Origin of the sequence: Stenotrophomonas sp. Marseille-Q5258 (assembly GCF_946900935.1) — a bacterium.
Classification (GTDB): Bacteria; Pseudomonadota; Gammaproteobacteria; order Xanthomonadales; family Xanthomonadaceae; genus Stenotrophomonas; species Stenotrophomonas nematodicola.
The window spans coordinates 85,615-108,587 of sequence record NZ_CAMPPN010000006.1 but is presented as its reverse complement, the minus strand read 5'-3'; the positions used below and the strand labels follow the sequence as shown (position 1 = coordinate 108,587).

Annotated in this window: 26 protein-coding genes; 10 read left to right on the top strand and 16 right to left on the bottom strand. The window is 67.6% G+C overall.

The window, feature by feature from the left end; translation table 11 throughout:
* The first annotated feature begins 7 nt into the window (after positions 1-7).
* On the top strand, positions 8-961 hold the full coding sequence (locus tag OC534_RS04665; protein ID WP_166473049.1) for a DUF2971 domain-containing protein: 954 nt from the start codon (positions 8-10) through the stop codon (positions 959-961).
* Positions 962-1,018: 57 nt separating this feature from the next.
* On the opposite strand, the gene OC534_RS04660 is transcribed toward OC534_RS04665, so the two are convergent.
* From OC534_RS04660 to OC534_RS04645, 4 genes are read right to left on the bottom strand one after another with little or no spacing between them, the layout of a single operon-like run.
* The gene (locus OC534_RS04660; protein WP_262071469.1) at positions 1,019-1,672 is read right to left on the bottom strand and encodes a DUF2894 domain-containing protein; all 654 of its coding nucleotides are present in this window, start codon (positions 1,670-1,672) and stop codon (positions 1,019-1,021) included.
* The gene (locus tag OC534_RS04655; protein ID WP_153164053.1) at positions 1,662-2,303 is read right to left on the bottom strand and encodes an OmpA family protein; all 642 of its coding nucleotides are present in this window, start codon (positions 2,301-2,303) and stop codon (positions 1,662-1,664) included. Before OC534_RS04655 ends, OC534_RS04660 begins: the two co-directional genes overlap by 11 nt.
* Positions 2,300-4,735: a DUF802 domain-containing protein gene (locus OC534_RS04650; protein WP_262071468.1), complete on the bottom strand. Its 2,436-nt coding sequence runs from the start codon at positions 4,733-4,735 to the stop codon at positions 2,300-2,302. Before OC534_RS04650 ends, OC534_RS04655 begins: the two co-directional genes overlap by 4 nt.
* Positions 4,736-4,745: 10 nt before the next feature.
* Entirely contained in the window at positions 4,746-5,438 is a 693-nt protein-coding gene (locus tag OC534_RS04645; protein WP_262071467.1) for a DUF3348 domain-containing protein, read from the bottom strand.
* Positions 5,439-5,602: 164 nt separating this feature from the next.
* Here OC534_RS04645 and OC534_RS04640 point away from each other — a divergent pair, with 164 nt between their 5' ends.
* Positions 5,603-6,349, top strand: coding sequence for a helix-turn-helix domain-containing protein (locus OC534_RS04640; RefSeq protein ID WP_136004834.1), 747 nt, complete (start codon positions 5,603-5,605; stop codon positions 6,347-6,349).
* A 19-nt stretch (positions 6,350-6,368) separates the two neighbouring features.
* Here the strand turns inward: OC534_RS04640 and OC534_RS04635 are convergent, their stop codons facing one another.
* Both OC534_RS04635 and OC534_RS04630 read right to left on the bottom strand, forming a co-directional pair.
* Positions 6,369-7,898 carry a sulfite reductase flavoprotein subunit alpha gene (locus OC534_RS04635; RefSeq protein ID WP_262071466.1) on the bottom strand — a complete coding sequence of 510 codons (1,530 nt, stop codon included), beginning with the start codon at positions 7,896-7,898 and terminating at the stop codon, positions 6,369-6,371.
* Between the two features lie 5 nt (positions 7,899-7,903).
* Positions 7,904-8,332 carry a PAS domain-containing protein gene (locus OC534_RS04630; protein ID WP_136004830.1) on the bottom strand — a complete coding sequence of 143 codons (429 nt, stop codon included), beginning with the start codon at positions 8,330-8,332 and terminating at the stop codon, positions 7,904-7,906.
* 281 nt (positions 8,333-8,613) lie between these two features.
* On the opposite strand from OC534_RS04630, the gene OC534_RS04625 reads away from it, so the two are divergent.
* Positions 8,614-10,080 carry an AraC family transcriptional regulator gene (locus tag OC534_RS04625; RefSeq protein ID WP_262071465.1) on the top strand — a complete coding sequence of 489 codons (1,467 nt, stop codon included), beginning with the start codon at positions 8,614-8,616 and terminating at the stop codon, positions 10,078-10,080.
* Between the two features lie 7 nt (positions 10,081-10,087).
* Here OC534_RS04625 and OC534_RS04620 read toward each other — a convergent pair whose 3' ends face one another.
* The 10 genes from OC534_RS04620 to OC534_RS04575 form a co-directional block, all read right to left on the bottom strand.
* Positions 10,088-11,845, bottom strand: a complete 1,758-nt coding sequence (locus OC534_RS04620; protein ID WP_262071464.1) for a hypothetical protein — start codon at positions 11,843-11,845, stop codon at positions 10,088-10,090.
* Positions 11,842-12,384 (bottom strand): hypothetical protein, encoded by a 543-nt coding sequence (locus tag OC534_RS04615; RefSeq protein WP_262071463.1) that lies wholly within the window; start codon positions 12,382-12,384, stop codon positions 11,842-11,844. Before OC534_RS04615 ends, OC534_RS04620 begins: the two co-directional genes overlap by 4 nt.
* Complete coding sequence (locus OC534_RS04610; protein ID WP_153164058.1) at positions 12,381-13,433, bottom strand: hypothetical protein; 1,053 nt, start codon at positions 13,431-13,433, stop codon at positions 12,381-12,383. The genes OC534_RS04615 and OC534_RS04610 overlap by 4 nt, the downstream gene beginning before the upstream one ends.
* A gap of 17 nt (positions 13,434-13,450) precedes the next feature.
* Complete coding sequence (locus OC534_RS04605) at positions 13,451-13,798, bottom strand: hypothetical protein (protein WP_136004821.1); 348 nt, start codon at positions 13,796-13,798, stop codon at positions 13,451-13,453.
* 18 nt (positions 13,799-13,816) lie between these two features.
* On the bottom strand, positions 13,817-14,353 hold the full coding sequence (locus tag OC534_RS04600) for a RebB family R body protein (RefSeq protein ID WP_166473040.1): 537 nt from the start codon (positions 14,351-14,353) through the stop codon (positions 13,817-13,819).
* Positions 14,350-14,586: a RebB family R body protein gene (locus OC534_RS04595; RefSeq protein ID WP_017357379.1), complete on the bottom strand. Its 237-nt coding sequence runs from the start codon at positions 14,584-14,586 to the stop codon at positions 14,350-14,352. The genes OC534_RS04600 and OC534_RS04595 overlap by 4 nt, the downstream gene beginning before the upstream one ends.
* Before the next feature lie 65 nt (positions 14,587-14,651).
* Positions 14,652-14,924, bottom strand: coding sequence for a RebB family R body protein (locus OC534_RS04590; RefSeq protein ID WP_017357378.1), 273 nt, complete (start codon positions 14,922-14,924; stop codon positions 14,652-14,654).
* 56 nt (positions 14,925-14,980) lie between these two features.
* On the bottom strand, positions 14,981-15,247 hold the full coding sequence (locus OC534_RS04585; protein ID WP_017357377.1) for a RebB family R body protein: 267 nt from the start codon (positions 15,245-15,247) through the stop codon (positions 14,981-14,983).
* A gap of 28 nt (positions 15,248-15,275) precedes the next feature.
* Positions 15,276-15,545, bottom strand: a complete 270-nt coding sequence (locus tag OC534_RS04580; protein WP_017357376.1) for a RebB family R body protein — start codon at positions 15,543-15,545, stop codon at positions 15,276-15,278.
* Between the two features lie 38 nt (positions 15,546-15,583).
* Positions 15,584-15,871, bottom strand: coding sequence for a RebB family R body protein (locus tag OC534_RS04575; protein WP_026070992.1), 288 nt, complete (start codon positions 15,869-15,871; stop codon positions 15,584-15,586).
* A 332-nt stretch (positions 15,872-16,203) separates the two neighbouring features.
* Here OC534_RS04575 and OC534_RS04570 point away from each other — a divergent pair, with 332 nt between their 5' ends.
* The 7 genes from OC534_RS04570 (at position 16,204) to OC534_RS04540 (ending at position 22,959) form a co-directional block, all read left to right on the top strand.
* Positions 16,204-17,316: a hypothetical protein gene (locus OC534_RS04570; protein WP_262071462.1), complete on the top strand. Its 1,113-nt coding sequence runs from the start codon at positions 16,204-16,206 to the stop codon at positions 17,314-17,316.
* Between the two features lie 33 nt (positions 17,317-17,349).
* Positions 17,350-18,471, top strand: a complete 1,122-nt coding sequence (locus OC534_RS04565) for an alpha/beta hydrolase (RefSeq protein WP_262071461.1) — start codon at positions 17,350-17,352, stop codon at positions 18,469-18,471.
* Between the two features lie 123 nt (positions 18,472-18,594).
* Entirely contained in the window at positions 18,595-19,008 is a 414-nt protein-coding gene (locus tag OC534_RS04560) for a host attachment family protein (protein ID WP_017357372.1), read from the top strand.
* Positions 19,009-19,014: 6 nt separating this feature from the next.
* Positions 19,015-19,341 carry a thioredoxin family protein gene (locus OC534_RS04555; protein WP_017357371.1) on the top strand — a complete coding sequence of 109 codons (327 nt, stop codon included), beginning with the start codon at positions 19,015-19,017 and terminating at the stop codon, positions 19,339-19,341.
* 69 nt (positions 19,342-19,410) lie between these two features.
* Positions 19,411-19,752, top strand: a complete 342-nt coding sequence (locus OC534_RS04550; protein WP_017357370.1) for a type II toxin-antitoxin system prevent-host-death family antitoxin — start codon at positions 19,411-19,413, stop codon at positions 19,750-19,752.
* Between the two features lie 3 nt (positions 19,753-19,755).
* Positions 19,756-20,385, top strand: a complete 630-nt coding sequence (locus OC534_RS04545) for a hypothetical protein (RefSeq protein WP_136004814.1) — start codon at positions 19,756-19,758, stop codon at positions 20,383-20,385.
* 267 nt (positions 20,386-20,652) lie between these two features.
* Positions 20,653-22,959, top strand: coding sequence for a GH92 family glycosyl hydrolase (locus OC534_RS04540; protein WP_229296460.1), 2,307 nt, complete (start codon positions 20,653-20,655; stop codon positions 22,957-22,959).
* Positions 22,960-22,973: the final 14 nt, after the last annotated feature.

The window sequence follows — 22,973 nt, the reverse complement described above, 5'->3', positions numbered from 1 at the left end:
CTGAGGAATGGATTGGATTACCGAACAGTTGGAGTTTTCACCGAAGGCCGGTGACGTGATTCATCACTATTGCAGTGCTGAAACCTTCCTTTCCATCCTCACTCACCGCACCATTCGCTTGTCCGACATTCAGTGCATGAATGATCGTGGTGAGCGGATCTGGGGAAGGGAGATCATCGGGCAGGTGGCGCTGGCGGTGTCCGCCGGCAAGGCCTACGCGGCCGATTTCGTCCGAGGTCTCGCAGCTGCGATCGATTTCTGGCAGATCAATTCCATTGCCGCCGCCGCCTGCTTCTCTCTACATCCGGATTCACTCGGTCAGTGGCGAGGTTACGCGGAGGATGGAAGCGGATTCTCGATTGGATTCGACGCATGCGCAATGACGGCTGTTGACCGTCTAAGTTCAGTGCATTGCGTCTACGATCCCGAGGATATCCGGAAGAAGATCGAGTTCAGTGTCAACGCGATCTATCAGCGCTTTGCAAGCAACCTTGCAAGGAGTGGCTGCCAATGGGCTGACGGGACGGAGGTTCTTGATCTCGGTTCTGAGGTGAAGGAATCCGCCGGAGCTTACGCAACGCCGTGGCACGATAGAGACACGATGTTTCTATGCGTAAGCCTGACCCGAGCATTGGAATCCTTCAAACATCCGGCTTTCGAGCAGGAGGGCGAAATCCGACTTACCCACATCGTACATCGCGTTGAATCGGGAGCGGCGTTCCGCCTGGAGTCTGCCAACAAGAAGATGACCGAGCCAAGAATTCAGTTCCGGCTCCGGAACGGGGTGCCTGCGCCATTCCTTGATTTTCCGCTACCCGGCAATGACGAGCGTGGGCACCCGATAAGAGACGTCATTCTCGGCCCAAAGAACCCTGCCTCGCCTGAGCAGATTTCGGTCATGCTGGAAACAATGCGCTTCCCGGACGTCCGGGTACGTCGATCCAGTGCGCCGTACTGCTAGGTCGAACGGTGGCGTGCCGGTAGAGCGCGCCGGTGCGGGCGCGCGCTTAGGAAAACATCACCCGGGCTTGCGTGCACGCGGCCGGCGCGGCTTGCCAGGTGAGGGCCTGGGGCCCTCCTTTCCGCCCAGCAGGCCGCCCTGCTGCAGGTGTTCCATCCAGGCCAGCGCGTCGACGTAGGCCATGAAGTGGCGCAGATAGCCGGGGGCCAATTCGCCCATGCGGGTCATGGCGCGGTGAATGAGCACGGCCGAGTTCAGCGGTCCGCCGTCGCCCGGTCCCTGCGCCAGCGACTGCCGGACCTGGCTGCGCGTGCGCACCGCCGTCCACAGGGCCTGGAACTCGGCAACGGCCGGCATCGCCGGAAAGGCCGTGGGTGTTGATGATGGAGCTTCGGACAGCCGATCGGCGCCCGGGGCGCCGGCGGCCTGCGCCCGCAGCGCCCCGCGCAGGGCGTGCAGCGCGGCCTGGCCAGGCCGTGTGCCGGGGGCCGTAGCAGGGGCGGCAGGTACTGGGATGGTCAGCGCCTGCGCATACGCGGCAACGCGGGTGGCCAGCGTCTGCTCCAGCTGCGCGCGCGCCGCGCCGTCATGGTCCTGCGCACGCTCTGCCAGCGACTGCATCGCCTGCAGCCGCCACGGCGTGTGGCCGGCGGCGGGCTGCGCCAGCCACTCGGCCAGTTGCGCGCGTGGATCGGTCCGATCAGTGCGCATCGCGCGGTGCCGACGGGCGGGGCATCGGGGCGATCTCCACCCGGCGATTGCGCGCGCGGCCTTCCTCGTCGGCGTTGGAGCCCACCGGCTGCTCCGCGCCGAATGCCGCCGCGAAGACCGCATTGGCCGGCACGCCCTCGGCAATCAACGCGCGTGTCACGGTCAACGCACGTTCGGCCGACAGCGCCCAGTTGTCGGCGAACTGGCGGTTGCCTTCACGCACCTGGCGGTCGTCGGTGAAGCCGCTCACCATCAGGATCTCCTCGCGCGAGGCGAGGTAGCCGGCCAGCGGCGCCGCCAGGCTGTGCAGCAGTTCGCGGCCTTCAGGCTGCAACTGGTCGGAGTTCAGCGCGAACAGCACGCTGCCGCGGATGCCGATGCGACCATCCACCAGCGTGACGCGGCCAGCCGCCAACGGCACCGCCAGTGCCTGTTCCAGGCTCTGGCGACGCTGGGCCTCGGCCTGGCGTTGTTTGACCTCCTGGTCCAGCCGGTCGGACAGCTCCACCTGCAGCACCACCACGCCGACCAGAATCAGCACGAATGCGCCCAGCAGCACCGACATCAGGTCGCCGAAGGCGGCCCAGATCGGCGCACCGGACTCGCCGTCGGACTCGATCTCTCCGCTCATGCGGTTTCCGTTTCCGCGGCGGTGCCGCGACCGGCGAGGGCCTGCAGCTCCTCGATGATCTGTTTCTGGGAAAGCACGCTGAGATCGATCACTTCACGCGCCTGCGCCACGTAGTAGGCCAACTGGTCGTCGCTGCGCGCCAGCGTGGTCTCCAGCGCGCCGGCGATCTGCTCCAGGCGTTCGCCCAGGCCCTGGCTGGAACTGCCGAAGGTATGCATCGCCGCACCGAACGCATCGGCCAGGCTGGCCACGTCCACGGCACTGCCGGCGACCTGTGCCGCCACTGCGTCGAGTTTGCCGGTTTCGGCGGCGATGTGGTCGGTGAAACGGCTGCCCACGCGTTCCATCAGCTCGGCGGAGGTGCTGACCAGCGCATCGACCGCGCCACGCTGCTCTGTGGACGCGTGGTTGACGGCATCGAGCAGCGTCCCCAGCGTGGCCAGCAGATGGCTGCGTTCCTCCAGCATCGCGGTGTCGTGGACCATGCTGTCGGAGAGCTTCTGGCGCAGTTCGGCCACCACGTCGGCCGCCGCCTTCGGCGCTTCCGACGCGGCCTGCACGAGGCGCGAGATTTCGCTGATGGTGTCGCTGGCGTGCGCCTGGGCCTGCGCGGTGATGCGCTCGGCGGTGACGGCCAGGGTGTCGCAGATCGCCTGCTGGCGCTGCGCGATCTGATCCCCGGTACGCTCCCAGCGGTCGCCCAGGCGGGCCGACAGCGAGTCGAAGGCGGCAGTCCAGGTGGTCAGGCGCAGCGCGTCGCGCGACTCCAGCGCTGCCTGCAGGCCGGCGTGGGACTGCTGCATCGCCTCGATCAACGACAGGCTGCGCGCCTCCAGCGCGTCCGCAGCGGCGGCCAACGCCTGCTGGTTGCGCTCCACCAGTGCCGCGTTGACGCTGTCCTGGCGCGCCAGTGCGTCCTGCCAGGCAGTGGCGGCGCCGGCAGTACCCGCGTCCAGTCGCAGTGCAAGCGCATCCAGCAGGTCGGTCGCACGTTGATCGTGGCGCTCGCCGAACCGGGCCAGTGCCGTGGCGAGCTGGGAGAGCAACGCGGCCTGGGTCTGCGACTGTGCGTCCAGACCGGCCTGCCAGGTGTCGGCCGAGGCCTGCAGGCGCGTGGACACCGCATCGAGCAGCGCGACGGTGCGGGCGTCGTCACGCGTTGCCGCTGCGGCGAGGTCGGCGCGCAGGGCGCTGGCCAGTGCCGCGCCGGCGTCCTGCTGTTCGCTGGCAAGCGCGTGCTGCGCTGCCTGCTGGGCGGCTACGCTGCGTTCCCACTGCTGCACCGTGTCCTGCAGGCGGGCGGACACCGACTCCACCAGTGTGCCGATCCGGCGATCGTGGTGCTCGGCGAAGGCGCCCAAGGCGTCACGCATATCGCTGGCCAACGCCGACTGGGCGTCACGTTGCGCGCCGAGCGCAGTGCGCCACTGGTCCGCCGCCTCTGTGCGGCTGGCCTCGAAACCTGCGCTGAGGCCATCCAGTTGACGTTGCACGGCGTCGCGCACCGCTGTCTGCAGCGCCGTGTTCTCGCGGACGATGCCGGTGAGCGTGCCTTCCAGCAGCGGCTGCAGCACATCGCCGATGGCCCGGGCGCTGTCGGCGACGCCGGTCTGCAGCGTGGCCTGTACCGCGTCGGCGAAGCGGGCGTGGTCGGCGTCCATGCGGGCATGGAAGGCCTCCTGGCTGGCGAGCAGCCGCTCGCTCGCCGCCGTACTGCTCTGTTCAATGGCCTGCGTCATCGCCTGCAGGCGCTCGACCAGGGTGGGCAGCACGCCGGCCTGCTGCTCCAGCAGGCGCAGGGTTTCGCTGCGCTGGTGCGCCTGCGAATGCACGTGCAGCGTAGTCGCGATCTGGCCATCGAGCCCCTGCACGGCGAGCAGACGCTCGCGTCGGCACAGCGCGGACAGCAGGCCGAGCATGGCCGAGGTGGCCACGCCGGCGATCGACGTGCCGAATGCAACGGCCAGCCCCTCCACCGGTGCGCCAAGCGACCCGCGGATGGCCTGCAGGTCGGTGGCGTGGGCCAGCGCCAGGCCGGTGCCACGCAGGGTGGCCATCATGCCCAGCAGCGTGCCGAGCATGCCGAGCAGCACCAGCAGGCCGACCAGGTACGGGGTGAGCGTGGGTGCCGGCAGCGCGATGCGCTCGCCTTCCACCCGCAGACGGACCGCATGGCGCAGGGCCGGCGGCACGCGCTGCAGCCAGCCGGCCAGGCCCTCGTTGGCCGCCGACACGTCACGTACGGCCGCCTCCAGCGCCCGCGTGCCCTGCCGGTAGCGGTACAGTTCCACACCGCCGGCGAGATAACACGCGCCGATCAACAGGGCGACCGCCGCACCGACCGGGTTGGAACCGACATAGCCGGCGCCGATCCAGCAGACCGCAGTCAGGCCGAGGAGGAAGACAACAAGGTAGAGGCTGTTCTTGAACATGGGGTCCCAGTTATCGGGGCCGAAGCGCTGCAAGCAGGCCTTCGATCGGTTGGAAACGAACGTCCAGCTCGGCCATCGCGACGTTCTGCATATCGATGCGGAACGCGGTGCGCCAGGTGGAAACGAGGGGTGGGTCAGTGGCCGGTTCCGCCGTCGGCGCAGGCTCGGCCGCGTCCTGCAGACGCTGGAAGTGCGCAGCGAGCAGGTCGGGGATGCCGGCCAGCAGGGCGTTCTCGCGCGGGCTCAGGGTCTGTTCCATGACCGCGTCGATCTCCGCCAGCCGCGCCAGCGCCGGCGACCGTGCCGCAAGCATGTCGCGCAGGCGGCCACGCAGCCGCCCGGTCGCGGCCATCATCGCCCGCTGCTGGGCCTGGTAGCGCCGGCTGAACACGGCCGCGTCCGCGCCTTCGGCCACCGCGCGCTCCGTCTCGGCGTCCTGCTGCAGCGAGGCCATCAACGTCGCGCGGACACGGACGCACGCCGCGTCCTCGGCGGCGTCGAACACCGAGGCAGGCGCGGGGGCAGGGGGCAGGCGGCCGTCGAGCGCGCGCGACAACGCCACCGCCCGGGTCCAGTCCACCCATTGGCTCAGGCGGTCGGACAGGTCGGGGCTGGACAGCGCGATCCCGCCGTCCATGAGCCCGGACAGCAGGCGGATGAAGGCCGGGCCCGCTACAGGCGTCCGGTGCGGCGTAATGGGCATGATCCCGCGTAAAAACGGCGAATTTTACACGTGATCGGCAGGGGGCGCCGGTTTCGGGCGTTCAGCCGGCAGCGCTGGGTGCGGCCTTGCGCCGCAGGGGCCGGCGGCGCATCGCGTATCATCGGCCCTCGTTTTTCCTGTGCCTCCGGTCGCCGCTCCTGGCCATGTCGTCTTCACCGTCCACCCCGAACCCGGCCGCCGCCGATGATGGCGATGCGCTGCGGTTCTGCAGCACCTGCGCCTTCTCCGACGCCTGTGCGTCGCAGGGCTACGACAAGAGCGCGCTCTCCGAGCTGCATGTGCTGGTGGACCATGTGGGCCCGTTCCATGCCGGCGAGCCGGTGTTCCGCGCAGGGGAACCGTTCGACGCCATCGCCGCGGTCCGTGCCGGCATGGTCAAGACCACCGTCATTGACAGCCAGGGCCACGAGCAGGTGCTGGGGTTCAGCCTGCCGGGCGAGGTGATCGGCCTCAATGCCATTCATGACGGGCGCTATCCCTGCGATGCGGTAGCACTGGACACCGTCTACCTGTGCCGGTTCTCGTTTCCGCGCATGAGCCTGCTGGCGACCCGCATGCCCGGCCTGCAGGCGCGGCTGTTCAGCCTGCTCAGCGCCGAAATCGGCAAGGTGGCGATGCTGGCGGCCAATCACCGCACCGACGCGCGGGTGGCGGCGTTCCTGCTGGACTTGTCCGGCCGCTATGCGCGTCGGGGTTTCTCGGCCACCCGCTTCACGCTGATGATGGCTCGTACCGACATCGCCAACTACCTGCGCATGGCGCCGGAGACCACCACACGTGTGCTGCGGCGCCTGCAGGACGATGGTCTGATCGAAATCCGGCAGCGCGACGTGCTGCTGCGGCGGCCGGATCGACTTGCCGCGCTGGTGGCGTCGGCCGACGCCGGATGAGCCTGGGTTACCGCCGGGGTCAGTACAGCTCGCAGTGCAGCCGCCCCTGCGCGGCCAGCGCCTCCCAGCCGTGCGGCGACCCGGTAGCCGCCACGACGCCGTCGATGGCGCCGCGTACTGCTGCCTCAAGGTGCCGGCGGTTGCCGCACAGATACAGGTGGGCGCCCCGGTCGAGCCATGCAGCGATGGGCGCAGCGTGGTCGCCGATCGCATCCTGCACGTAGTACTTGGCCTGCCCGTCACGGGAGAACGCGGTCAGCAGCGCCGTCAGGTGTCCGGCCTGCTGCCAGGCCAGCAACTGCGCGCGGTACAGGAAATCATCCGCGCGGCGCTTCTCGCCGAACACCAGGCAGATCTCGCGCCGCCGGTCGCCGGCCGCCATCTCCTGGACCAGGCCCATCAACGGCGCGATGCCCGTACCGGTACCGATCAGCAGCAGCGGGCACTCCGGGTCATCGGGCAGGCGGAAACCGGGATTGGCGCGGCAGTAGACCCGAACCGACCCGGTGCCCTGCAGCAGCGTTCCGGTGCCGGCCCCGCGCCGTTCGCGGCCACGCCGGGTGTAGCGGACCTCGCGTACACACAGCGCGACCTGTGCCTGCCCACCGGCCGAAGCGATGGAGTACGCGCGGGGCAGACAGGGCGACAGCAGGGCCGCAAGCCGCTGCAGCGGAACGGTGTCCGGATGGGCGTGGTCCTGCAGGATATCCAGCAGGTCATGTCCGTGCAGGTAGGCCTCCAGCGCGGCACGCTGGCTGCTCTTGAGCAGCTGCCTGAGCGGCTCGCTGCCGCCCAGCCGGGCGATCTCGCGCAGCACGGCGCGTCCGGGCAACCGCAGTTCACGGTCGGCCAGGACGAGAGCCGCCCGGGAGTCGCCGTACCACGCCGCCAGCGCCTGCAACAGCGCCGGGTCGTTGTCGGGGATCACATGCAGCGTGTCGCCTGCCTGATGGACGATGCCGCTGCCGGTGAGGTCCAGGGTGATGTGCCACGCGGCGGGATCGGACCGGCTCAGGCGTTCGCGCGCCACGATCGGGGCGTTGAACGCATGGTCCTGTCCGTACGCCGTCACCTGCAGGCAGAGATCCTGCGCCGCCGTGCCGTTGCCGGCCAGCACCTCCCCCAGTGCCGGGGCCCAGCGGTCAAAAAACGCCGGATAGCATGCATCGGCGTCCACCCGCTGCAGCAGGGGAAGGGCATTGCGCTCGCCCAGCAACGCATCGAGCGCCTTGCTGAAACCGCAGAAGCGCGGGTAGCCGGTGTCGCCCAGCCCGAACACGGCATAGCGCAGACCCTGCAGGCTGTGCGCCTGGCGCAGTGCCGCGACGAAGCGCTCGCCGTTGGCCGGCGGCTCTCCATCGCCGAATGAACTGGCTACAGCCACCAGCACATCGCCGTGGCCAAGCTGCGCCACGTCGATATCATTCAGCGCCAGCACCTCGGGCGAGTGGCCGTGCAGTGCAGGGTGGTCCGCCAGGCGCCGGGCCAAAGCACGCGCCGTCCCCGACTCGGAGCCGTAGCCGAGCAGAACGCGCTGGATCGGCGCCATCGCGTTCATGCAGCGGCATAAGCGTCGTCGAACTTCTCCTTGCTGAACTCGACGGCGTCGAAATCAGCCATGAGATCGTTCACCACGCGTCGGATGCTGATGTAGGCGGTGATGTTCCCTTCCGGGTCGAACAGCGGCTGCACGGTCGTATCGACGACATAGAGGACGCCGCCCTTGCCCAGATTCGGCACGATGCCGGTCCAGATGCCGCCGGCCTTGATGGTGTCCCACATGTCCTTGTAGACGGCCTTGGGCACGTCGGGGTGCCGCACGATGCTGTGCGGCTGCCCGATCAGTTCTTCGCGCCGGAAGCCGGTGAGCGTGCAGAACAGGTCGTTGGCGTAGGTGATGGTGCCCTGCAGGTCGGTGGTGGAGATCACCATGACATTGTCGAGGGCCTGCAGCAGCTGGGTGGAGTCGGGACGGTAGTGCATGACGGGTTCCTGTTGCGGGTGTCGTTGGGGCCGCGCGGCCGGCGATCGGTGCGGCGACGTCGTGTCCTGCATAGAAATACGGCAGCGCCAGGACGCCCGCGTTGACATTGGTCAAGCGACTGCCGCATGGGTGTGCGACATGGCGTCGCAGGGCAGCGGAACGGCAGTGTCGAGCCGCGCTGGATGGCTGCACCGCAGGTTGCAACACACGGTCGTACGCACTGTCTGCCGCTCGCGTACATCTTCGTCTGCACCGCCGCCTGCGGCCTGGAGGAGACGACATGGAGGACGAGGTCACCGCGGCCGTGCATCGCGCGTATCGCGCCGGACTGCCGCTCGAGGAGCAGATGCGGGCATTGGTCGGCGAGCTGGCGCTGCACGTGCGGGCGGTGGAGGCAACCGTGATTGTTCCGGCCGCGCACCCGGTGCATCTGCGTGCCGCGTCGCCTCGCCTGCGGGCGGGCGCGACCGTGCAGCGCTGCTTCCCGCTCGCCTATGCGGGTGTGCCGCTGGGCGAGTTTCGGCTGGGCTGGACGGGCGCGGCGCCCGGCCCCGACGTCCTGCGCTTCTGCGTGCTGTTCGCCCATCGCTGCGCGCTGCTGGTCAAACGCCATGAGCTGCAGGCGTGGGCCGTGTCGCGGTTGTCGCGACCGTTGCTGCTGGTCGGCGTCTGCGCGGCGCGCACCCGTCTTGATGCCTTCGTGGAGAAGGCCGCCTGCAGCCGCCTGCCGGTGATCCTGCACGGTGAATTCGGCACTGACACTGCCGAACTGGCCGCTGCGATCCATGCAGCCGGGCCCTGCCACGATGCGCCTTTCGTGGAGATCCAGTGCGCCGATCCGTCCGGCGCGCCGGCGCAGTGGTTCGAACAGGCACAGGACGGCAGCCTGTTCCTCAACGGTGTCGACGCGCTGCCGCTGGCCGTGCAGGTGCAGTTGCCGCACCGCATCCATTGCCTGCAGAGCCAGCGCCTGCAGGGACCTGCCGGCAGGCGGTGCCGGGTTATCGCCTCGTGCAGCAGCGACCTGTCGCAGCGCGTGCGGGAGGGAAGGTTCTCGCAGACCCTGTTGGCCGAACTGAACTTTCTGGTGGCTGACGTGCCGCCCCTGCGCGAGCGACCGGGCGAACTGGATGGCCTGGTGCACATGCTGCTCGCCCGGCATGGCTTCGATCCTGCGGCGCTGGTCACCGACGCACTGCTCGCCACGCTGCGCGGGCACACCTGGCCGGAAAACCTCTTCGAGCTGGAACGGGTGGTGGTTCGCCGGGCCGCGCTGGGCGAGGGGGAGCCGCTGCGCGGCAGTGGGCCGTCCGCACCCCCTGCTGATGCCGTCGCCGGTTTCGTGACGCCGCGCCTGGGGCGCCCGGCCGCCCATTGGGCCGGCATCGCACTGCAGGGCGATGCGGCGGCGTTGTACCCGCTGCACGATGCCGTGCGGCGTGCCGTGCTGTTTCTCGGCGAACACCATGCCGAGCCGCTGTCGTTGGGGCTGCTCGCCCGCGAGGTGCACGTCAGTCCGTCGCACCTGGGCTACCTGCTGCGCACCGAGCTGGGCACCTCGTTCAAACCGCTGCTGCAATGCCTGCGCATCGAGCAGGCCAAGCGACTGCTGTGCGAGCAGCCGCGTCTGCGTATCACCGAGATCGCACAGCGTGTGGGCTTTGGCGATCTCAGCCACTTCGAGCGCAGCTTCCGCCGCCAGGTCGGCGCCTGCCCCCGCGCGTACCGACGCGGTGGGCAGGCGTGACGGTGAATCAGTCGACGACGAGAAGACTGCGGATCGCGTCGTGCTGACGGCTCAACGCGGTTCGCACCAGATAGTCTTCGATCAGCGCTGCAGCGGCTTTGCGCTGCGCGTCCATGTCAAGCAACGAGGCATATTCAATGCCAGCGTGATCAGGATCCCGCTGGAACGGCGCCTGCAACGCGGAGGCACTGGTCAGCGTAAGGAACGTGGTCGCTTTGTGCCCGTCGAACACCACGAAGGTGCACTCATAGCTGGGTCCACCCGGTCGCGGCGTGTTGTGGGATTGCCACTCAACCTTGATTCCCTTTCCCGGCACGTCATCCTGGCTCGACTTGCGCTTGGATGCGCCCAACGCCCGTGCGAACTCCGCGGTATCGAATCCAATGATGTCTTCGTAACTGGCCCGAATCACGGCGGCAGCATCGATTCCGCAAAAACCGATTCGATCGATGGCCAGATACGGATTCTCAGCCAATGCCCTGAACATCGCCAGGTCGTCACTGTATGCAAAGGAGAGCAGTACAGTGTCACCAAATGTCCGCCTCATCGTTTCCAGCGTCCTCCGCAGGCGTTGCCGGCCCTGGGTGATGCGCTCGGCCGACGCCGTGCTGACATGTCCCTTCCAGAAGTTCCCGTCGCTCGCGGCGGTACGCTGGGCGATGGAATCCATCAGCGCCTTGCACATGTCTTCAGCGCTGTCGCCTTCGGCGGCAACGGTATCACCTGCCATCGCGTTCACCGTGTCGCGGAAGCCAGCCTGGCGCTCAGGCGTTGTATAGCTCTGGTATATCTGCCCGATGCGCTGGAGGCGTTTTGGCAGCTTGTCCGCATGGTGTGAGGATTTGTCTGCCACCTCACAGATCATGGTCAGGTTCTCGCGCAGGTGGTAGTCCAGGTCCGGCAGGGGCAACGTGACGCCCATATCGGTGCCCGGGACGATCCTGAGTCGATTGCGCTCCAGGTCGGACCAGGTGGCCACCGCTTCGATGGTGTCCCGGCGGGGCAGGGTGACGTCGATCAGCTCCATCAGGATGGGACGCGAGCTCAGGTTCGGGTCCGGCCCTGCGCCTGCGCCGTTCTGACGCTCGCCGTGCCAGGTGTATCCCAGGCGGTGAAGCGCAAACGGTTTGATTCCGTCGTTGAGAAGGATGCCGGGCAGGAGCGTGGGCGAAGGGATCGTTTCGTCGCTGAGCTGTCGCCGGTCATCGGTCCACAGCCCGAGACGATCGCGATCGAAGACCCGTCTCAACGTTTGCGGTGAATCACAGGCAAGCGTGTAGTTGACGGTCGCGTCGGCGGGCAGGGCTTCAGTGACGGGACGCAGTGGCGATACATCCTGTGGCCGCGCATTGATCGCGGTTGCAACCTTGAGCCCTGCAGTCCGCAGTGCATCGATCAGGATGTCTTCGATGTCACCGTACAGGCTGTTCTGGATTGTCGCAGGCAACCACGGATCGATGATGGCCTGGGTGTCCCAGTCCGACTTTCCCACGCCGAAAAGATCATGGTCACCGCGCGATATCGCCATGATCGCATCGAACGCATTGCCGCCCTTGATGTAGAACCGTACGGCGCGGGGCGCTTTCCGCAGGGGGAACTTTTCGCGCACGGATGCGTCGAGCTGATCGATCCTGTCGGCGATCTCGGCGAGCGATTCCACCAGTGCTTTGCGGATGCCGGGATGGTTGGCCGCGTTGTTGATCAGTGCGGTGAGGCGACGACTGAACTCGCGACGCACCTCGCGCTGGGCGCTTGTCTCTTTCATTGGGGATCCTCCTTGCCCGACGCCGCGCCCATCGCCTGGTCGGCCTCGCGGATGGCGGCCTCCATCGCGGCGTCGGCGGCGCTGTCGGCCTGCTGCATCGCGCGGGTGGCGGCGTCCATCGCCTGCGCCATTGCATCCGTCGCGCCAGGCAGGCCCTGCATCGCCCTCTGCACAGCGGCATCGCTCTCGGCCATCGCCTTGTCCACCAGGGTCTGGGCCATCAGCAGGGTGTCCTGCATCAGCGCAGGGCCGCTGGGGGGCGCAGGCGTGGTTGGCGCACCTGGCGCCGGGGTAGGGGTGTCGTCGACCATGTTCGGTTCTCCTTGGCGGCGGGATGCGGAGCGAAAGGAACGGGCAGGTGATGCCGGCGTGGCGGCCTGCAGGGTGGCCAGCGCGTCGCGCAGCGCCTGTTCGGCATCGGCCAGCGCACGGCTGGCGCCATCCACTGCAGCGCGCCGCCCCTGTTGCACGGCCTCCTGGGCGGCGGCCGTTGCGGTGGCCAGCCGCTCGGCCTGTGCGTCGCGCGCGACGGCGCTCATGCGGGGGGTGCCTCGGGCGCGACACCTGCGGTGGGCGCGGGGCCGAAGAACTGCAGCGAAACCACACCGTGGTCCACCTGCAGCACGGCGCGCACGCCATCGGCATCGATCTGGAACGTGCCGCGGCGTCCGTCCTGCGCGAGGCGGCCCTGGGTGGGGCGATGCGCGGTGAGGAAGGCCCGCGCGCGGTCCAGGTACGCGGTGGCTGCAGCCGCAGCCACCGGGGGATCGGCAAGGTCGCCGGACGTGTTCGCCGCCACCTGCTGTGCGGCCAGGGAAATGCGGTCGAAGCCCACGGGGCGATCCTGCAGCCAGGTGGCCAGGCTGGCCGCCACCTCGGCCGGAGACGGCAGGCCATCCACCTGCGGGCAGTCCAGCGCGCCGAGCAGCGCCGGCAGCAGCGCCTGCATCGTCGCCGTGGCGGCCTGTTCGCGCCCCTCCGGCGTGGAGGCCGACGATGCGCAGCGCGCATACAGGCGCAGGTAATCGCCGAATTCCACCGGCGTTCGTGCCTGCGCCGCCGCAAAGGCGCCGGCCTCCTTGATCACATCCAGCGGGATCCCCAGCGTCGGGCAGGCGATGACGGTCTCCGCCAGCGCCAGCGATTCACCGAAGTCCATGCACTGGAACAGCGGCGATGTCTCCAGCTGGAACTCGCGCAGCCCCAGCGTGCCGGTCATCAGATAGGCCATGTCGGCCAGGTAGTGATCGGTGCGGATACGGTGGATCTGCGCGTCCAGCACGTCGTCGTGCTCCCCGGCCTCATAGCGCGCCAACAGGTCCAGATCGTTTGGCCCCAGGGTCATCAGCTTGACCGGGCTGATCCGGGTCATCAGCCGCGGCAACAGGGTGAGCGGCGAGGCGTGCAGGCCGCTCTGGACGGTCTCCAGCAACAGCGTTTCATCGGCGAACGCATAGCGGCGGCTGGTCGATGCAAGCGCCCACGCCAGCCATTCGGGACCGCCGTCGATGAAGCGCAGCACCTGCTGGCAGCGTGGCGAGAGCTGTGCGGGGTCGGTAATGGTGCGGCCTGCCAGTGTCACGGTCATGGCGGTTCTCCTGGGACTCAGCCGGCCGGGAAATCTTTGAGCACGGTCGCGGCGGCGGTGCCGACGCGCGCGAAGTCGTCGGTGGCGCCCTGCATCAGCGACTGGGCCTGGGTCAGCGCCTTGGCGTACTTGTCTTCCCCGGTGGCCAGGTACTGCGCCATTGCGACGCCGGCCGCCGTGGTGGCGATGGTGGAGACATTGCGCAGCGCATCGGCTGCATCCTGCACGGCGATGGCCGCCGACTGCGCCACCGACTGGTACGCCTTGCCAGCGCCACTGGTGAGCACCACCTGTGGACTCATGGTGGCGAGCTGCACCTGGTTGATGACATCGATGACCTGGGCATTGACCTTGGTCGGGTCCATGAGAGTTCCTTGCTGGCGTCAGGAGGACGGGGTGTCGTTCGGATCGGACGCCGGCGCGGCAGGTGCCGGCGGAGGCGACGGCGGCGGCGAAGGCGGAGTGGCTGCGGCCGAGAGGTCGTGCAGGGTCTGCAGGTCTGCCTGCGCGGCGCTCGCGTTGGCGCTGCTCCCGGTGGCCTGCGCCTTGAGTGCGCCGATGGCGGCCTTGCCTTCCGCGGTGGCGGCGGCGATCACGGCGGCCGGCGGTGGCGGGATCGGCGGCGGGCCCGGCAGCGCAGCCACATTCGGCGGCGGCGGCGGTACGGGCGGCGGCGGTGGCGGCGGCACCGGGAACGGCGCGGAGATCATCTTGGCGCAGGCGGCGGTGATCGCCGCCGCGCTGATCATGCTCGCGCTCTGCTGGCGGTTGACCGCGTTGTGCATCGCATTGCCAAGTGTTTCCAGCAGTACGATGTCGAGCATCGCATGCGCCTGGCCGGGCGCCTGGCCGGCCGCGAGCGTCACAATGCCATTGACCGTATCGACGATCTGGCTGTTCATGGTTCCTGGGTCGCTCATGTCGACGTCGCTCCTTTCTGGATGATCATGGCAAGGGTCTGTGCGAGTGCGGCACCGGCCATGACCTGTCCGCGTTGCTGGTTGGCGATGGCGTTCTGCATGGCCAGGCCGAGCGAATCGGCCATCGTCAGGTAGGTCGCCACCATCGCGAAGGCGGGCGCCTGGCCAAGGGCCATCGCCGACCCTGCGTCGGTGATATCGACCAGGGCGGCGATGGCGGGGACGTCGGCCATGCCGTACGTTCCAGACCAGGGTGGTCCGGCACGTCAGGCGCGATCCCCCGCGCCTGCGGGCCGGATCAGCCCAGGCCCAGGATTTCCCGCGTGGCCACGCCGTTGGACGCGGTGTCGATCGCATACAGGGTGGACACCCCCTGCGTGGTCGACGCCTGCATGGTCACGTAGGACTGCTGCTGGTTGTTGGTCGCGTTGTGCGCGGCGTTGGACAACGCCTGGCTGGTGGCGACGAACAGGTTGCCCATCGCGATCGCCGGCGAATCGCCGAGGACCTTGGTGTTCACCTGCGAAACCGAATCGGTGATCTGGTTGTTGACGGCAGTGGGAAATGCCATGGTGGTTGCTCCTTGTGGGACGACTGCGGAATGGAAGGGTCCAGCGGCGGGTCACATCAGCCGAGGATCTTCCGGGTGGCGGCGCCGGTAGCGCCGGTATCGAGCGAGTAGAGCAGCGACACGCCCATCGTGGTCGCCGCCTGCGCGGTGACGTACATCTGCTGCTGCGCCAGCGTGGCGTTGTGCGCGGCGTTGGCCAGCGCCTGCGCGGTGGCCTGGTACAGGTTGCCCATCGCAGTGGCCGGGGCAGTGCCCAGCACCTGCAGGTTGGCCTGGGAGACCGAATCGGTGATCTGGTCGTTGACGGCGGTCGGGAATGCCATGTGCGCGACTCCTTGGCGTCAGGCGGGATTACGCGCCCAGGATCTGCTTGGTGGCCACGCCGGTGCTGGCGGTGTCCACGGCATACAGGGTGGCAACACCCATCGTGGTGGCGGCCTGGGCGGTCACATAGCTCTGCTGCTGCGCGTTGGTGGCGTTGTGCGCGGCATTGGCCAGCGCCTGGGCGGTTGCCTGGTACAGATTGCCCATCGCGATGGCCGGGGCGTCGCCCAGCACCTTGGTGTTGACCTGGGTCACCGAGTCGGTGATCTGGTTGTTGACGGCGGTCGGAAATGCCATGTAATGCTCCTTGTTATGCAGCGGTCAGTGATGCGCGATCAGCCCAGGCCACGAACGCCGGTGCTGAGGATTTCCTTGGTGGCCACGGCGGTGGAGGCGGTATCGATGGAGTACAGCGTGGCCACCCCCATCGTGGTGGCCGACTGCGCGGTCACGTAGCTCTGCTGTTGGGCGTTGGTGGCGTTGTGGGCAGCGTTGGCCAGCGCCTGCGCGGTGGCCTGGTACAGGTTGCCCATCGCGATCGCCGGCGCATCGCCGAGGACCTTGGTGTTGGCCTGGGTGACGGAATCGGTGATCTGGTCGTTGACGGCGGTCGGGAATGCCATGTGAATCTCCTGCGGTTGTGGGTAGGCAAGACGGCGGAACTTCACGGCGTCCGGGTCCTGCCGATCATTGGCCACCGGTCTGTCGCTGTGCCGGGGAGCGTCACGTGGCGGAAGGTCGTTGCACCGTGGGGTCACAGTAGGCCGACGACCGAAACGCCGATACGCGCCAATGACGGAAAATGCGGCGCCGATGACGGCAAAGCAGGGCGGTGCTGTCGGGAGAATCCCGACACTGATGCGCGATTGCGCTGTATTCACGCGATTGCGTGCCGCCACAGTGGTGCGGCAGGAGCGGATATGGAAGGATTGGGGCCACTACCCAGGGAACGGAGATGGCTGTGAAGCAGGAGAGTCTGGTGCAGGCGGCCATCATGGCGTCGCTGGAGGTCTACGGCGACCGCAATGCCGTGCATACCGATGTCTTTGCGCCCTACGCCAATCAGCAGGGCTACACGGGCGGCAAGTATCCGGGGGACATCATTGGCCTGCTCGACGGTGCGCGGATCCTGCTGCTGGAGGTCAAAGAGCTGGACTATAAGGCGGCCGTCCCCGTTCTGAAGCAGTTTGATCTCCTCCAGCACCTTCACTACTGCTGGCTGGAGCAGTGTGGGGTTGATGTGCAGTACGCCTACGCCGCCCGCGCAACGATGGCGTACTTCGCGCCTTTGCGGCGCCGCGAGTGGCCGTATTCCACGCTACATGTCACGCATGTCGCGCCGCCGGGAAAGTTGATGGATTCGATGGCAGGCATCAGTGCGAAGCGACCTGCGATTGAAGCGCACAAGAATCTACTTGACTGGCTGCTTTCCCCTTCATCTGTATCGACGGCGTCTGCAGCCGCGCACGTGATGCTTCTTGCATCAAGCGCGGCGGATCTGACCGCGTCCGTACTGATCGTTCATACCCGGGCTGGCGCGTTGATTGCGATGCCGGCGGTTGGAGTACGTGCTGCGCTGAAGAAGGTGTTGAAGAAGCCGTTGGAGGACAAAGATCTCCAGCGCAGGGTTGAAGCTGTACGGGATGAAATCCGGGCCCAGAAAGAAGAATATGAGGAGAAGCAGAAGCATCTGGATCAGCGGATCGATGCGCTGGCGCACGAACTCGAGCGGAAGAGCGGAGGCCCCTCGGGCCCCAAGCCCACCAAAAAGGCGCGGAAGGAGTTCAGGAAGCAGGCTCGCGAGCAGATCCTGAAGGGAATATTGAGTGACATGTTCCCTGAGGCAGTCAGTGATCCGGACAGCGATCCGAGCAATGATCCGAGCAATGATCCGAGCAGTGATCCGAGCAATGATCCGAGCAGTGATCCGAGCAATGATCCGAGCAATGATCCGAGCAGTGATCCGAGCAGTGATCCGAGTAGTGATCCGAGTAGTGATCCGGACAATCCGAGTGGCACTGCGGGCCGCGCTTTCCCTAGCACTACGCGCCGGAAGCCAGGACCTTAAGGCCACGCTGCTTCTGCAACGAGAGGGAACGAAATGCACCAACCATCGTTGAAACGCGCCTTCTTCCTGGCGGCGGGGCTGCTATGCACAGGTCTTTCAGTGGCCGCCGAGCCACCACCGCCTGCCACGCCCACCACTGGCATCCGCCACGTGCAGGCGTTCGATCTGCCGGTGTCGCCGTATCTGAGTGCCGAGGCCACGGCCAGCGTCATCAACGCCATCAGTCGCGGCGATCCCACCGCGAAGATGGACAACCCAACCCTGCTCAAGGCGCTGCCGGAGCTTCGGCGGGGCACGGAAGCGTGGGCGGAAGCCGAAGTAGCCGCATTGCAGGAACGGTATCCGGTCACCCTGCACCCGGAAACCTGGAACGGCGTGCGCGTGGTGCGCGTGCAACCGCGCAGCGCGCCGACCTCGCCGGCGCGGCAACGCCTGCTGATCGAGCTGCACGGCGGCGCATTCGTGTTCGGCAGCGCCAACGGCCTGGGCCTGATGGAGGCGATCCCACTGGCCGCGATGACCGGTGCCACGGTGGTGGCGGTGGAGTATCGGATGGGGCCGGAACATCGGTTCCCCGCCGCCAGCGAAGACGTGGCGGCGGTGTACCGCGCCGCGCTGGAACGGTTCCCGGCACGCCATATCGGCCTGTTCGGCTGCTCGGCGGGCGGTGTGCTGACCGGCGAATCGCTGGCCTGGTTTGCCAGGGAGACGCTGCCGATGCCGGGGGCGGCGGGGCTGTTCTGCGCCGGCGGCGACGCGCGCTACGGCGGTGATACCCGCTATGTGGCGGCTGCGCTCAACGATGCGCTGCTGCCGCACGCCGACGGCACCTTGCCGATTGCGGAAGACCTGTACTACGGCGAGGTGGATTTCCATGACCCGCTGGTGTCGCCGGTGTTCTCCGATGCGGTGCTCGCACAGTTCCCGCCAACGTTGTTCATCACCGCCACGCGCGCGGCCGAGCTCAGCAACGTGGCCTACACCCATTCGCGCCTGGTCGATCTGGGGCGCACCTCGGATCTGCATGTCTGGGACGGGCTGGGGCACGCCTTCCACCTGGACGCCCGGCTGCCCGAGAGCCAGCAGGCCTATCGGGTGATGGCGCGCTTTTTTGCGCGCCACCTGGATATGACGCTGCCGGAGCCGGAGCCGTAGCCGCCCGCTACCGACCGCCGTGCATACGGAGTGCACACAGTCGTATGCACGGCGCTTACATGGCATTGCCTACGGTGGGACACGGGCGCTACGGCAGCCCGTTTCCCGCAGAAGGAGTCAGCCATGAACCCCAACATCCCCGAAGGCACCCTGATCATCGTCGCTGACGGCGGCTCTGCCCGCGTGTTCACCAACGTGGGCACCCGCCACGCGCCGGTACTCAAGCAGCAGGACGAACTGAAGGTGCAGGACATCAGTGAACACGGGGTATCGGGGCAGGGCCCGTCCGGCTCGATGCCGCAGGACATGAGCATTGCCCAGCTCAACGAGGCCACGTTCGCCAAGCAGCTGGCCGCGCAGTTGAACGAGGATGCGCTGAAGAACCGCTATGCGCACCTGATTCTGATCGCCGACCCGCAGACGCTGGGCCGGATCCGCCCGCAGCTGCATAAGGAGACCCAGGCGCGGCTGCTTCAGGACATCGCCAAGGACCTCACTAATGCGCCGCTGGAAGACATCCAGCGCGCACTCGGGTAATCACTGATGGCTTTCGCGCGCGACGCCGTCGCCGTCGAGCCCGAGGCGGCCAGCATTGCGGCCAGCGAAGGCTGGCTGCTGCTGGAGTTCGGGGCGCCGTGGTGTGGGCACTGCATTGCGGCGCAACCGGCGCTGCAGGTGTTGGTGGATGGCCAGGCGCTCGCCCACGTGAAGGTCGAAGACGGCAAGGGGCGTCCGCTGGGGCGCGCCTTCCGGGTAACGCTCTGGCCCACGGTGGTTCTGCTCCACGATGGGCAGGAGCGGGCGCGGGTCGTGCGGCCCCGCGACAGCGACGATCTGGGCCCGCTGCTGGCGGCACTGGCGCGGGGGTGAATTGGCATTTATCCCCAATTTGGCCAAAAGGGGTATAGTGACCCCAAGACCCGCCTGCTGGAGCCTGCCATGACCCTTCCCCTGGATGTCCCTGGCCTGGAAAAGGCCACCGCCTCGTCGGTCAAAACCCGTGGCTGGCCGAGCCTGATGCGCACCGTCCGCGAGAAGCAGGCGCTGGTGATCACCAACCACAACCACCCCGAAGCGGTGATCGTGGACATCAAGGCATACCAGGAGCTGCTGGCGAAGGCGGCCGGTGCCGATGGTGATGAACGTCCGGGAGAGCTGGAACGGTTGCGGGCCGAATTTGACACCCGCCTGGCCAGCCTGGGCCGCGACGGGGGCCTGGGCAAGGTGATGGGCCAGCCGATCCGCCGCGGCCGCAAGGTCACGCTCGGCCCGTCTCTCTGACCCGTGGGGCGGATCCTGGTGCTGGCCGGCGTCAATGGCGCCGGCAAGAGCTCGCTGCTGGGCACGTGGCTTGAGGAGGACGGATTGTCCTGGTTCAACCCGGACACCTTCACCCGCTGCCTGGTCGACCAGGGCTGGGCGCTCGACGCGGCCAATGCGGCGGCCTGGAACGAAGGCGCGCGCCGCCTGCGCGAGGCGATGGCGGACGGCAGCGACTTCGCCTTCGAGACCACCCTCGGCGGCAATACCATTCCGCGCCTGCTGCGCGACGCCTGTACCACCCACGAGGTGGAAATATGGTTCTGCGGGCTGGACAGCGTGGCGCTGCACATCGAGCGGGTGGCGGCACGGGTCAGCGCAGGGGGGCACGATATCCCGCACGACAAGATCCGTGCGCGGTTCGATTCCGCGCGCGAGAACCTGCTGGACCTGCTGCCCCACCTGGCCACGCTGCACGTGTACGACAACAGTGCACCCCCCGATGCGCAGGGCAGGGTGGAGCCACTTCCGTTGCTGGAGATGGACCGCAGCGGGCTGCACTACCCGGTCTCGGTGATCGAACTGCTGCAGACGCCGGACTGGGCCAAGCCGATCGTGATGCGCGCAATGGAACTGCACGCCGCACGCGATTGATGCGCTGAGAGAATCGTGAGAAACCGCTGAAAATCCAGCGGTTTCCTGTAATGCATGCCCGTCACTCGGTCACCCTTCCTGCCGTGACCTCGGATGCTTCCCGGCCGCACACACGGCCGGCGTGAGTCCCGCACAGGCGGCGCCCATGCACTGCAGCATGCGGGCGTCGCCAGCCGGTGCTAGGATCGGATCAACTTGAATCGATCTAAATTCAACACCATGACAAAGACGGGGACGGTGCGGTGGTGGGGGCTCGCGGTCGGAGCGATGCTGGTGGCCGGAGCGGCAGGGGCAGCACCGTCGACAGTGGGCGAACGCGCTTACGCGGCGGTCGATCCCTTCATCGGCACGGGCGGAGAAGGGCACACGTATCCCGGCGCCACGGTGCCGTTCGGCATGGTCCAGCTCAGCCCGGATACGCGCATCCAGCCGCGTGAGAAAGCCTATGGCTGGGCCGCAGGGTACCGCTACGACGACACCAGCATCGTCGGCTTCTCGCACACGCACTTTTCCGGCAGCGGCCACTCCGACCTGGGCGATGTCCTGGTGATGCCGTTCACCGGTGACCCCGGTCTCGAGCGCGGCGACCCGGACAAACCCCGCAGCGGCTACGCCTCGCGCTTCCATCACGACAACGAAAAGGCCGAGCCCGGCTACTACGCGGTCACCCTGGACGACTACGGGGTGCGAGCCGAGCTGACCGCCAGTGCGCGCACCGGCGTGCACCGTTACACCTACCCGCGCGGTGCGCAGGCGCGCGTGCTGCTCGACCTGCGTACCAGCCTGTACGACTACCCGGGCAAGATCCTGTGGTCGCGCCTGCGTCTGCGCGCCGATGGCACCCTGACCGGCTTCCGTGAAACCCGCGGCTGGGCACCCGGGCGGCAGCTGTACTTCGCGATGCGCTTCTCGCGGCCGCTGACCGGCCATGCGCTGCACAACACCGAGACCGACATCGCCTACAAGGGCTTCCCGCCGCCGGGTCACACCGATCCCACCCAGCGCCCGCAGATCGAAGGCCGCCAGCTGGTCGGCACTTTCGATTTCGGCAGACTCGATGCGCCGCTGGTGGTCAGCGTGGCGATCTCGTCGGTGAGCGAGGACGGCGCCATCGCCAATCTCGATAGCGAAGCAGGCGACCAGAATTTCGACCGTGTCCGTGCCGAGGCGAAACAGCAGTGGACCCAGGCACTGTCGGCCATCGAGATAGACGCCCCGGAACATGACCGGCGCAGCGCCTACACCGCGCTGTATCACAGCCTGCTCGGCCCGACCCTGTTCATGGACGTGGATGGCCAGTACCGCGGTGCCGACAATGCGGTGCACCGCGCCGAAGGGTACACGAACTACTCGACCTTCTCGCTGTGGGATACCTACCGGGCGCTGCACCCGCTGCTCACGCTGGTGCAGCCGGAGAAGCGCAACAGCGACGTCGTCAACTCGCTGCTGGCGCACCAGCAGCACAGCCCGTATGGCATGTTGCCGGTGTGGGCGTTCCACGGCCAGGAAACGTGGTGCATGATCGGCTACCACGCTGTACCGGTGATCGCCGACGCCTACATCAAGGGCATCCGCGGCTTTGACGCCGACAAGGCGCTCGCCGCGATGGTGGCCACCGCCAACTACGGCCCCTACGACGGCATCGCGCAGTACCGCGAACTGGGCTGGGTGCCGATCGACGAGGAGGGCGAGGCCGCCAGCAAGACCCTCGAGTACGCCTTCGACGACTGGACCATCGCACGCATGGCGCAGGCAATGGGCCGCAAGGATGTGCAGACCACCTTCGATGCACGCGCCGGCAACTGGCGGCACGCCTTCGATCCGGACACCGGCTTCATGCGCGCCCGCAAGCGCGACGGCAGTTTCCGTACCCCGTTCGATCCCAGCGCCAGCGGCTATGGCACCGACTACACCGAAGGCAACGCCTGGCAGTATTCCTGGTACGTACCGCAGGACGTCGCCGGACTGGCCGCTGCGCATGGCGGCAGCGAAAAGCTGCTTGCCCGGCTGGACCAGGTGTTCGACGCCAAGGTGGACCCGTCCATCTTCGAGCACATGGAAGACATCACCGGGTTGATCGGCTGGTACGCGCACGGCAACGAACCCAGCCATCACGTCGCCTATCTCTACGCGTATGCCGGCCAGCCGTGGCGTACCCAGGCCCGCCTGAAGCAGATCATGGACACCCAGTACGCCGACCGCCCGGATGGGCTGGCCGGCAACGACGATCTCGGCCAGATGTCGGCGTGGTACGTGTTCACTGCGCTGGGCTTCTACCCGGTGGCACCCGGCAGTGGCGAGTACATCATCGGCCGCCCGTTCCTGCCGAAGGCGGCACTTCACCTGCCCAACGGCCGTACCTTCACCGTCATTGCCGATGGATTGGACCCGGCGCACGGCTACGTGGGCGCGGTGACCCTGAACGGTGCACCGCTGCAGCGCACCTTCCTGCGCCACGACGAGATCATGGCGGGCGGGGAACTGCGCTTCACCCTGCAGGCCGCGCCGAACACCGCGTGGCCGGCACAGGGCAGCGAGCAGCCGTACTCGATGTCCACCACCCGGGCGCAGTGAACCGCGCGGCCGTA

What these genes read in the sequence shown, in the direction of transcription:
- OC534_RS04665 (WP_166473049.1), top strand. Translation starts at nt 8, where the DNA reads ATGGATTGGATTACCGAACAGTTGGAGTTTTCACCGAAGGCCGGTGAC.
- OC534_RS04660 (WP_262071469.1), bottom strand. Translation starts at nt 1,672, where the DNA reads ATGCGCACTGATCGGACCGATCCACGCGCGCAACTGGCCGAGTGGCTG.
- OC534_RS04655 (WP_153164053.1), bottom strand. Translation starts at nt 2,303, where the DNA reads ATGAGCGGAGAGATCGAGTCCGACGGCGAGTCCGGTGCGCCGATCTGG.
- OC534_RS04650 (WP_262071468.1), bottom strand. Translation starts at nt 4,735, where the DNA reads ATGTTCAAGAACAGCCTCTACCTTGTTGTCTTCCTCCTCGGCCTGACT.
- OC534_RS04645 (WP_262071467.1), bottom strand. Translation starts at nt 5,438, where the DNA reads ATGCCCATTACGCCGCACCGGACGCCTGTAGCGGGCCCGGCCTTCATC.
- OC534_RS04640 (WP_136004834.1), top strand. Translation starts at nt 5,603, where the DNA reads ATGTCGTCTTCACCGTCCACCCCGAACCCGGCCGCCGCCGATGATGGC.
- OC534_RS04635 (WP_262071466.1), bottom strand. Translation starts at nt 7,898, where the DNA reads ATGGCGCCGATCCAGCGCGTTCTGCTCGGCTACGGCTCCGAGTCGGGG.
- OC534_RS04630 (WP_136004830.1), bottom strand. Translation starts at nt 8,332, where the DNA reads ATGCACTACCGTCCCGACTCCACCCAGCTGCTGCAGGCCCTCGACAAT.
- OC534_RS04625 (WP_262071465.1), top strand. Translation starts at nt 8,614, where the DNA reads ATGGAGGACGAGGTCACCGCGGCCGTGCATCGCGCGTATCGCGCCGGA.
- OC534_RS04620 (WP_262071464.1), bottom strand. Translation starts at nt 11,845, where the DNA reads ATGAAAGAGACAAGCGCCCAGCGCGAGGTGCGTCGCGAGTTCAGTCGT.
- OC534_RS04615 (WP_262071463.1), bottom strand. Translation starts at nt 12,384, where the DNA reads ATGAGCGCCGTCGCGCGCGACGCACAGGCCGAGCGGCTGGCCACCGCA.
- OC534_RS04610 (WP_153164058.1), bottom strand. Translation starts at nt 13,433, where the DNA reads ATGACCGTGACACTGGCAGGCCGCACCATTACCGACCCCGCACAGCTC.
- OC534_RS04605 (WP_136004821.1), bottom strand. Translation starts at nt 13,798, where the DNA reads ATGGACCCGACCAAGGTCAATGCCCAGGTCATCGATGTCATCAACCAG.
- OC534_RS04600 (WP_166473040.1), bottom strand. Translation starts at nt 14,353, where the DNA reads ATGAGCGACCCAGGAACCATGAACAGCCAGATCGTCGATACGGTCAAT.
- OC534_RS04595 (WP_017357379.1), bottom strand. Translation starts at nt 14,586, where the DNA reads ATGGCCGACGTCCCCGCCATCGCCGCCCTGGTCGATATCACCGACGCA.
- OC534_RS04590 (WP_017357378.1), bottom strand. Translation starts at nt 14,924, where the DNA reads ATGGCATTTCCCACTGCCGTCAACAACCAGATCACCGATTCGGTTTCG.
- OC534_RS04585 (WP_017357377.1), bottom strand. Translation starts at nt 15,247, where the DNA reads ATGGCATTCCCGACCGCCGTCAACGACCAGATCACCGATTCGGTCTCC.
- OC534_RS04580 (WP_017357376.1), bottom strand. Translation starts at nt 15,545, where the DNA reads ATGGCATTTCCGACCGCCGTCAACAACCAGATCACCGACTCGGTGACC.
- OC534_RS04575 (WP_026070992.1), bottom strand. Translation starts at nt 15,871, where the DNA reads ATGGCATTCCCGACCGCCGTCAACGACCAGATCACCGATTCCGTCACC.
- OC534_RS04570 (WP_262071462.1), top strand. Translation starts at nt 16,204, where the DNA reads ATGGCTGTGAAGCAGGAGAGTCTGGTGCAGGCGGCCATCATGGCGTCG.
- OC534_RS04565 (WP_262071461.1), top strand. Translation starts at nt 17,350, where the DNA reads ATGCACCAACCATCGTTGAAACGCGCCTTCTTCCTGGCGGCGGGGCTG.
- OC534_RS04560 (WP_017357372.1), top strand. Translation starts at nt 18,595, where the DNA reads ATGAACCCCAACATCCCCGAAGGCACCCTGATCATCGTCGCTGACGGC.
- OC534_RS04555 (WP_017357371.1), top strand. Translation starts at nt 19,015, where the DNA reads ATGGCTTTCGCGCGCGACGCCGTCGCCGTCGAGCCCGAGGCGGCCAGC.
- OC534_RS04550 (WP_017357370.1), top strand. Translation starts at nt 19,411, where the DNA reads ATGACCCTTCCCCTGGATGTCCCTGGCCTGGAAAAGGCCACCGCCTCG.
- OC534_RS04540 (WP_229296460.1), top strand. Translation starts at nt 20,653, where the DNA reads ATGCTGGTGGCCGGAGCGGCAGGGGCAGCACCGTCGACAGTGGGCGAA.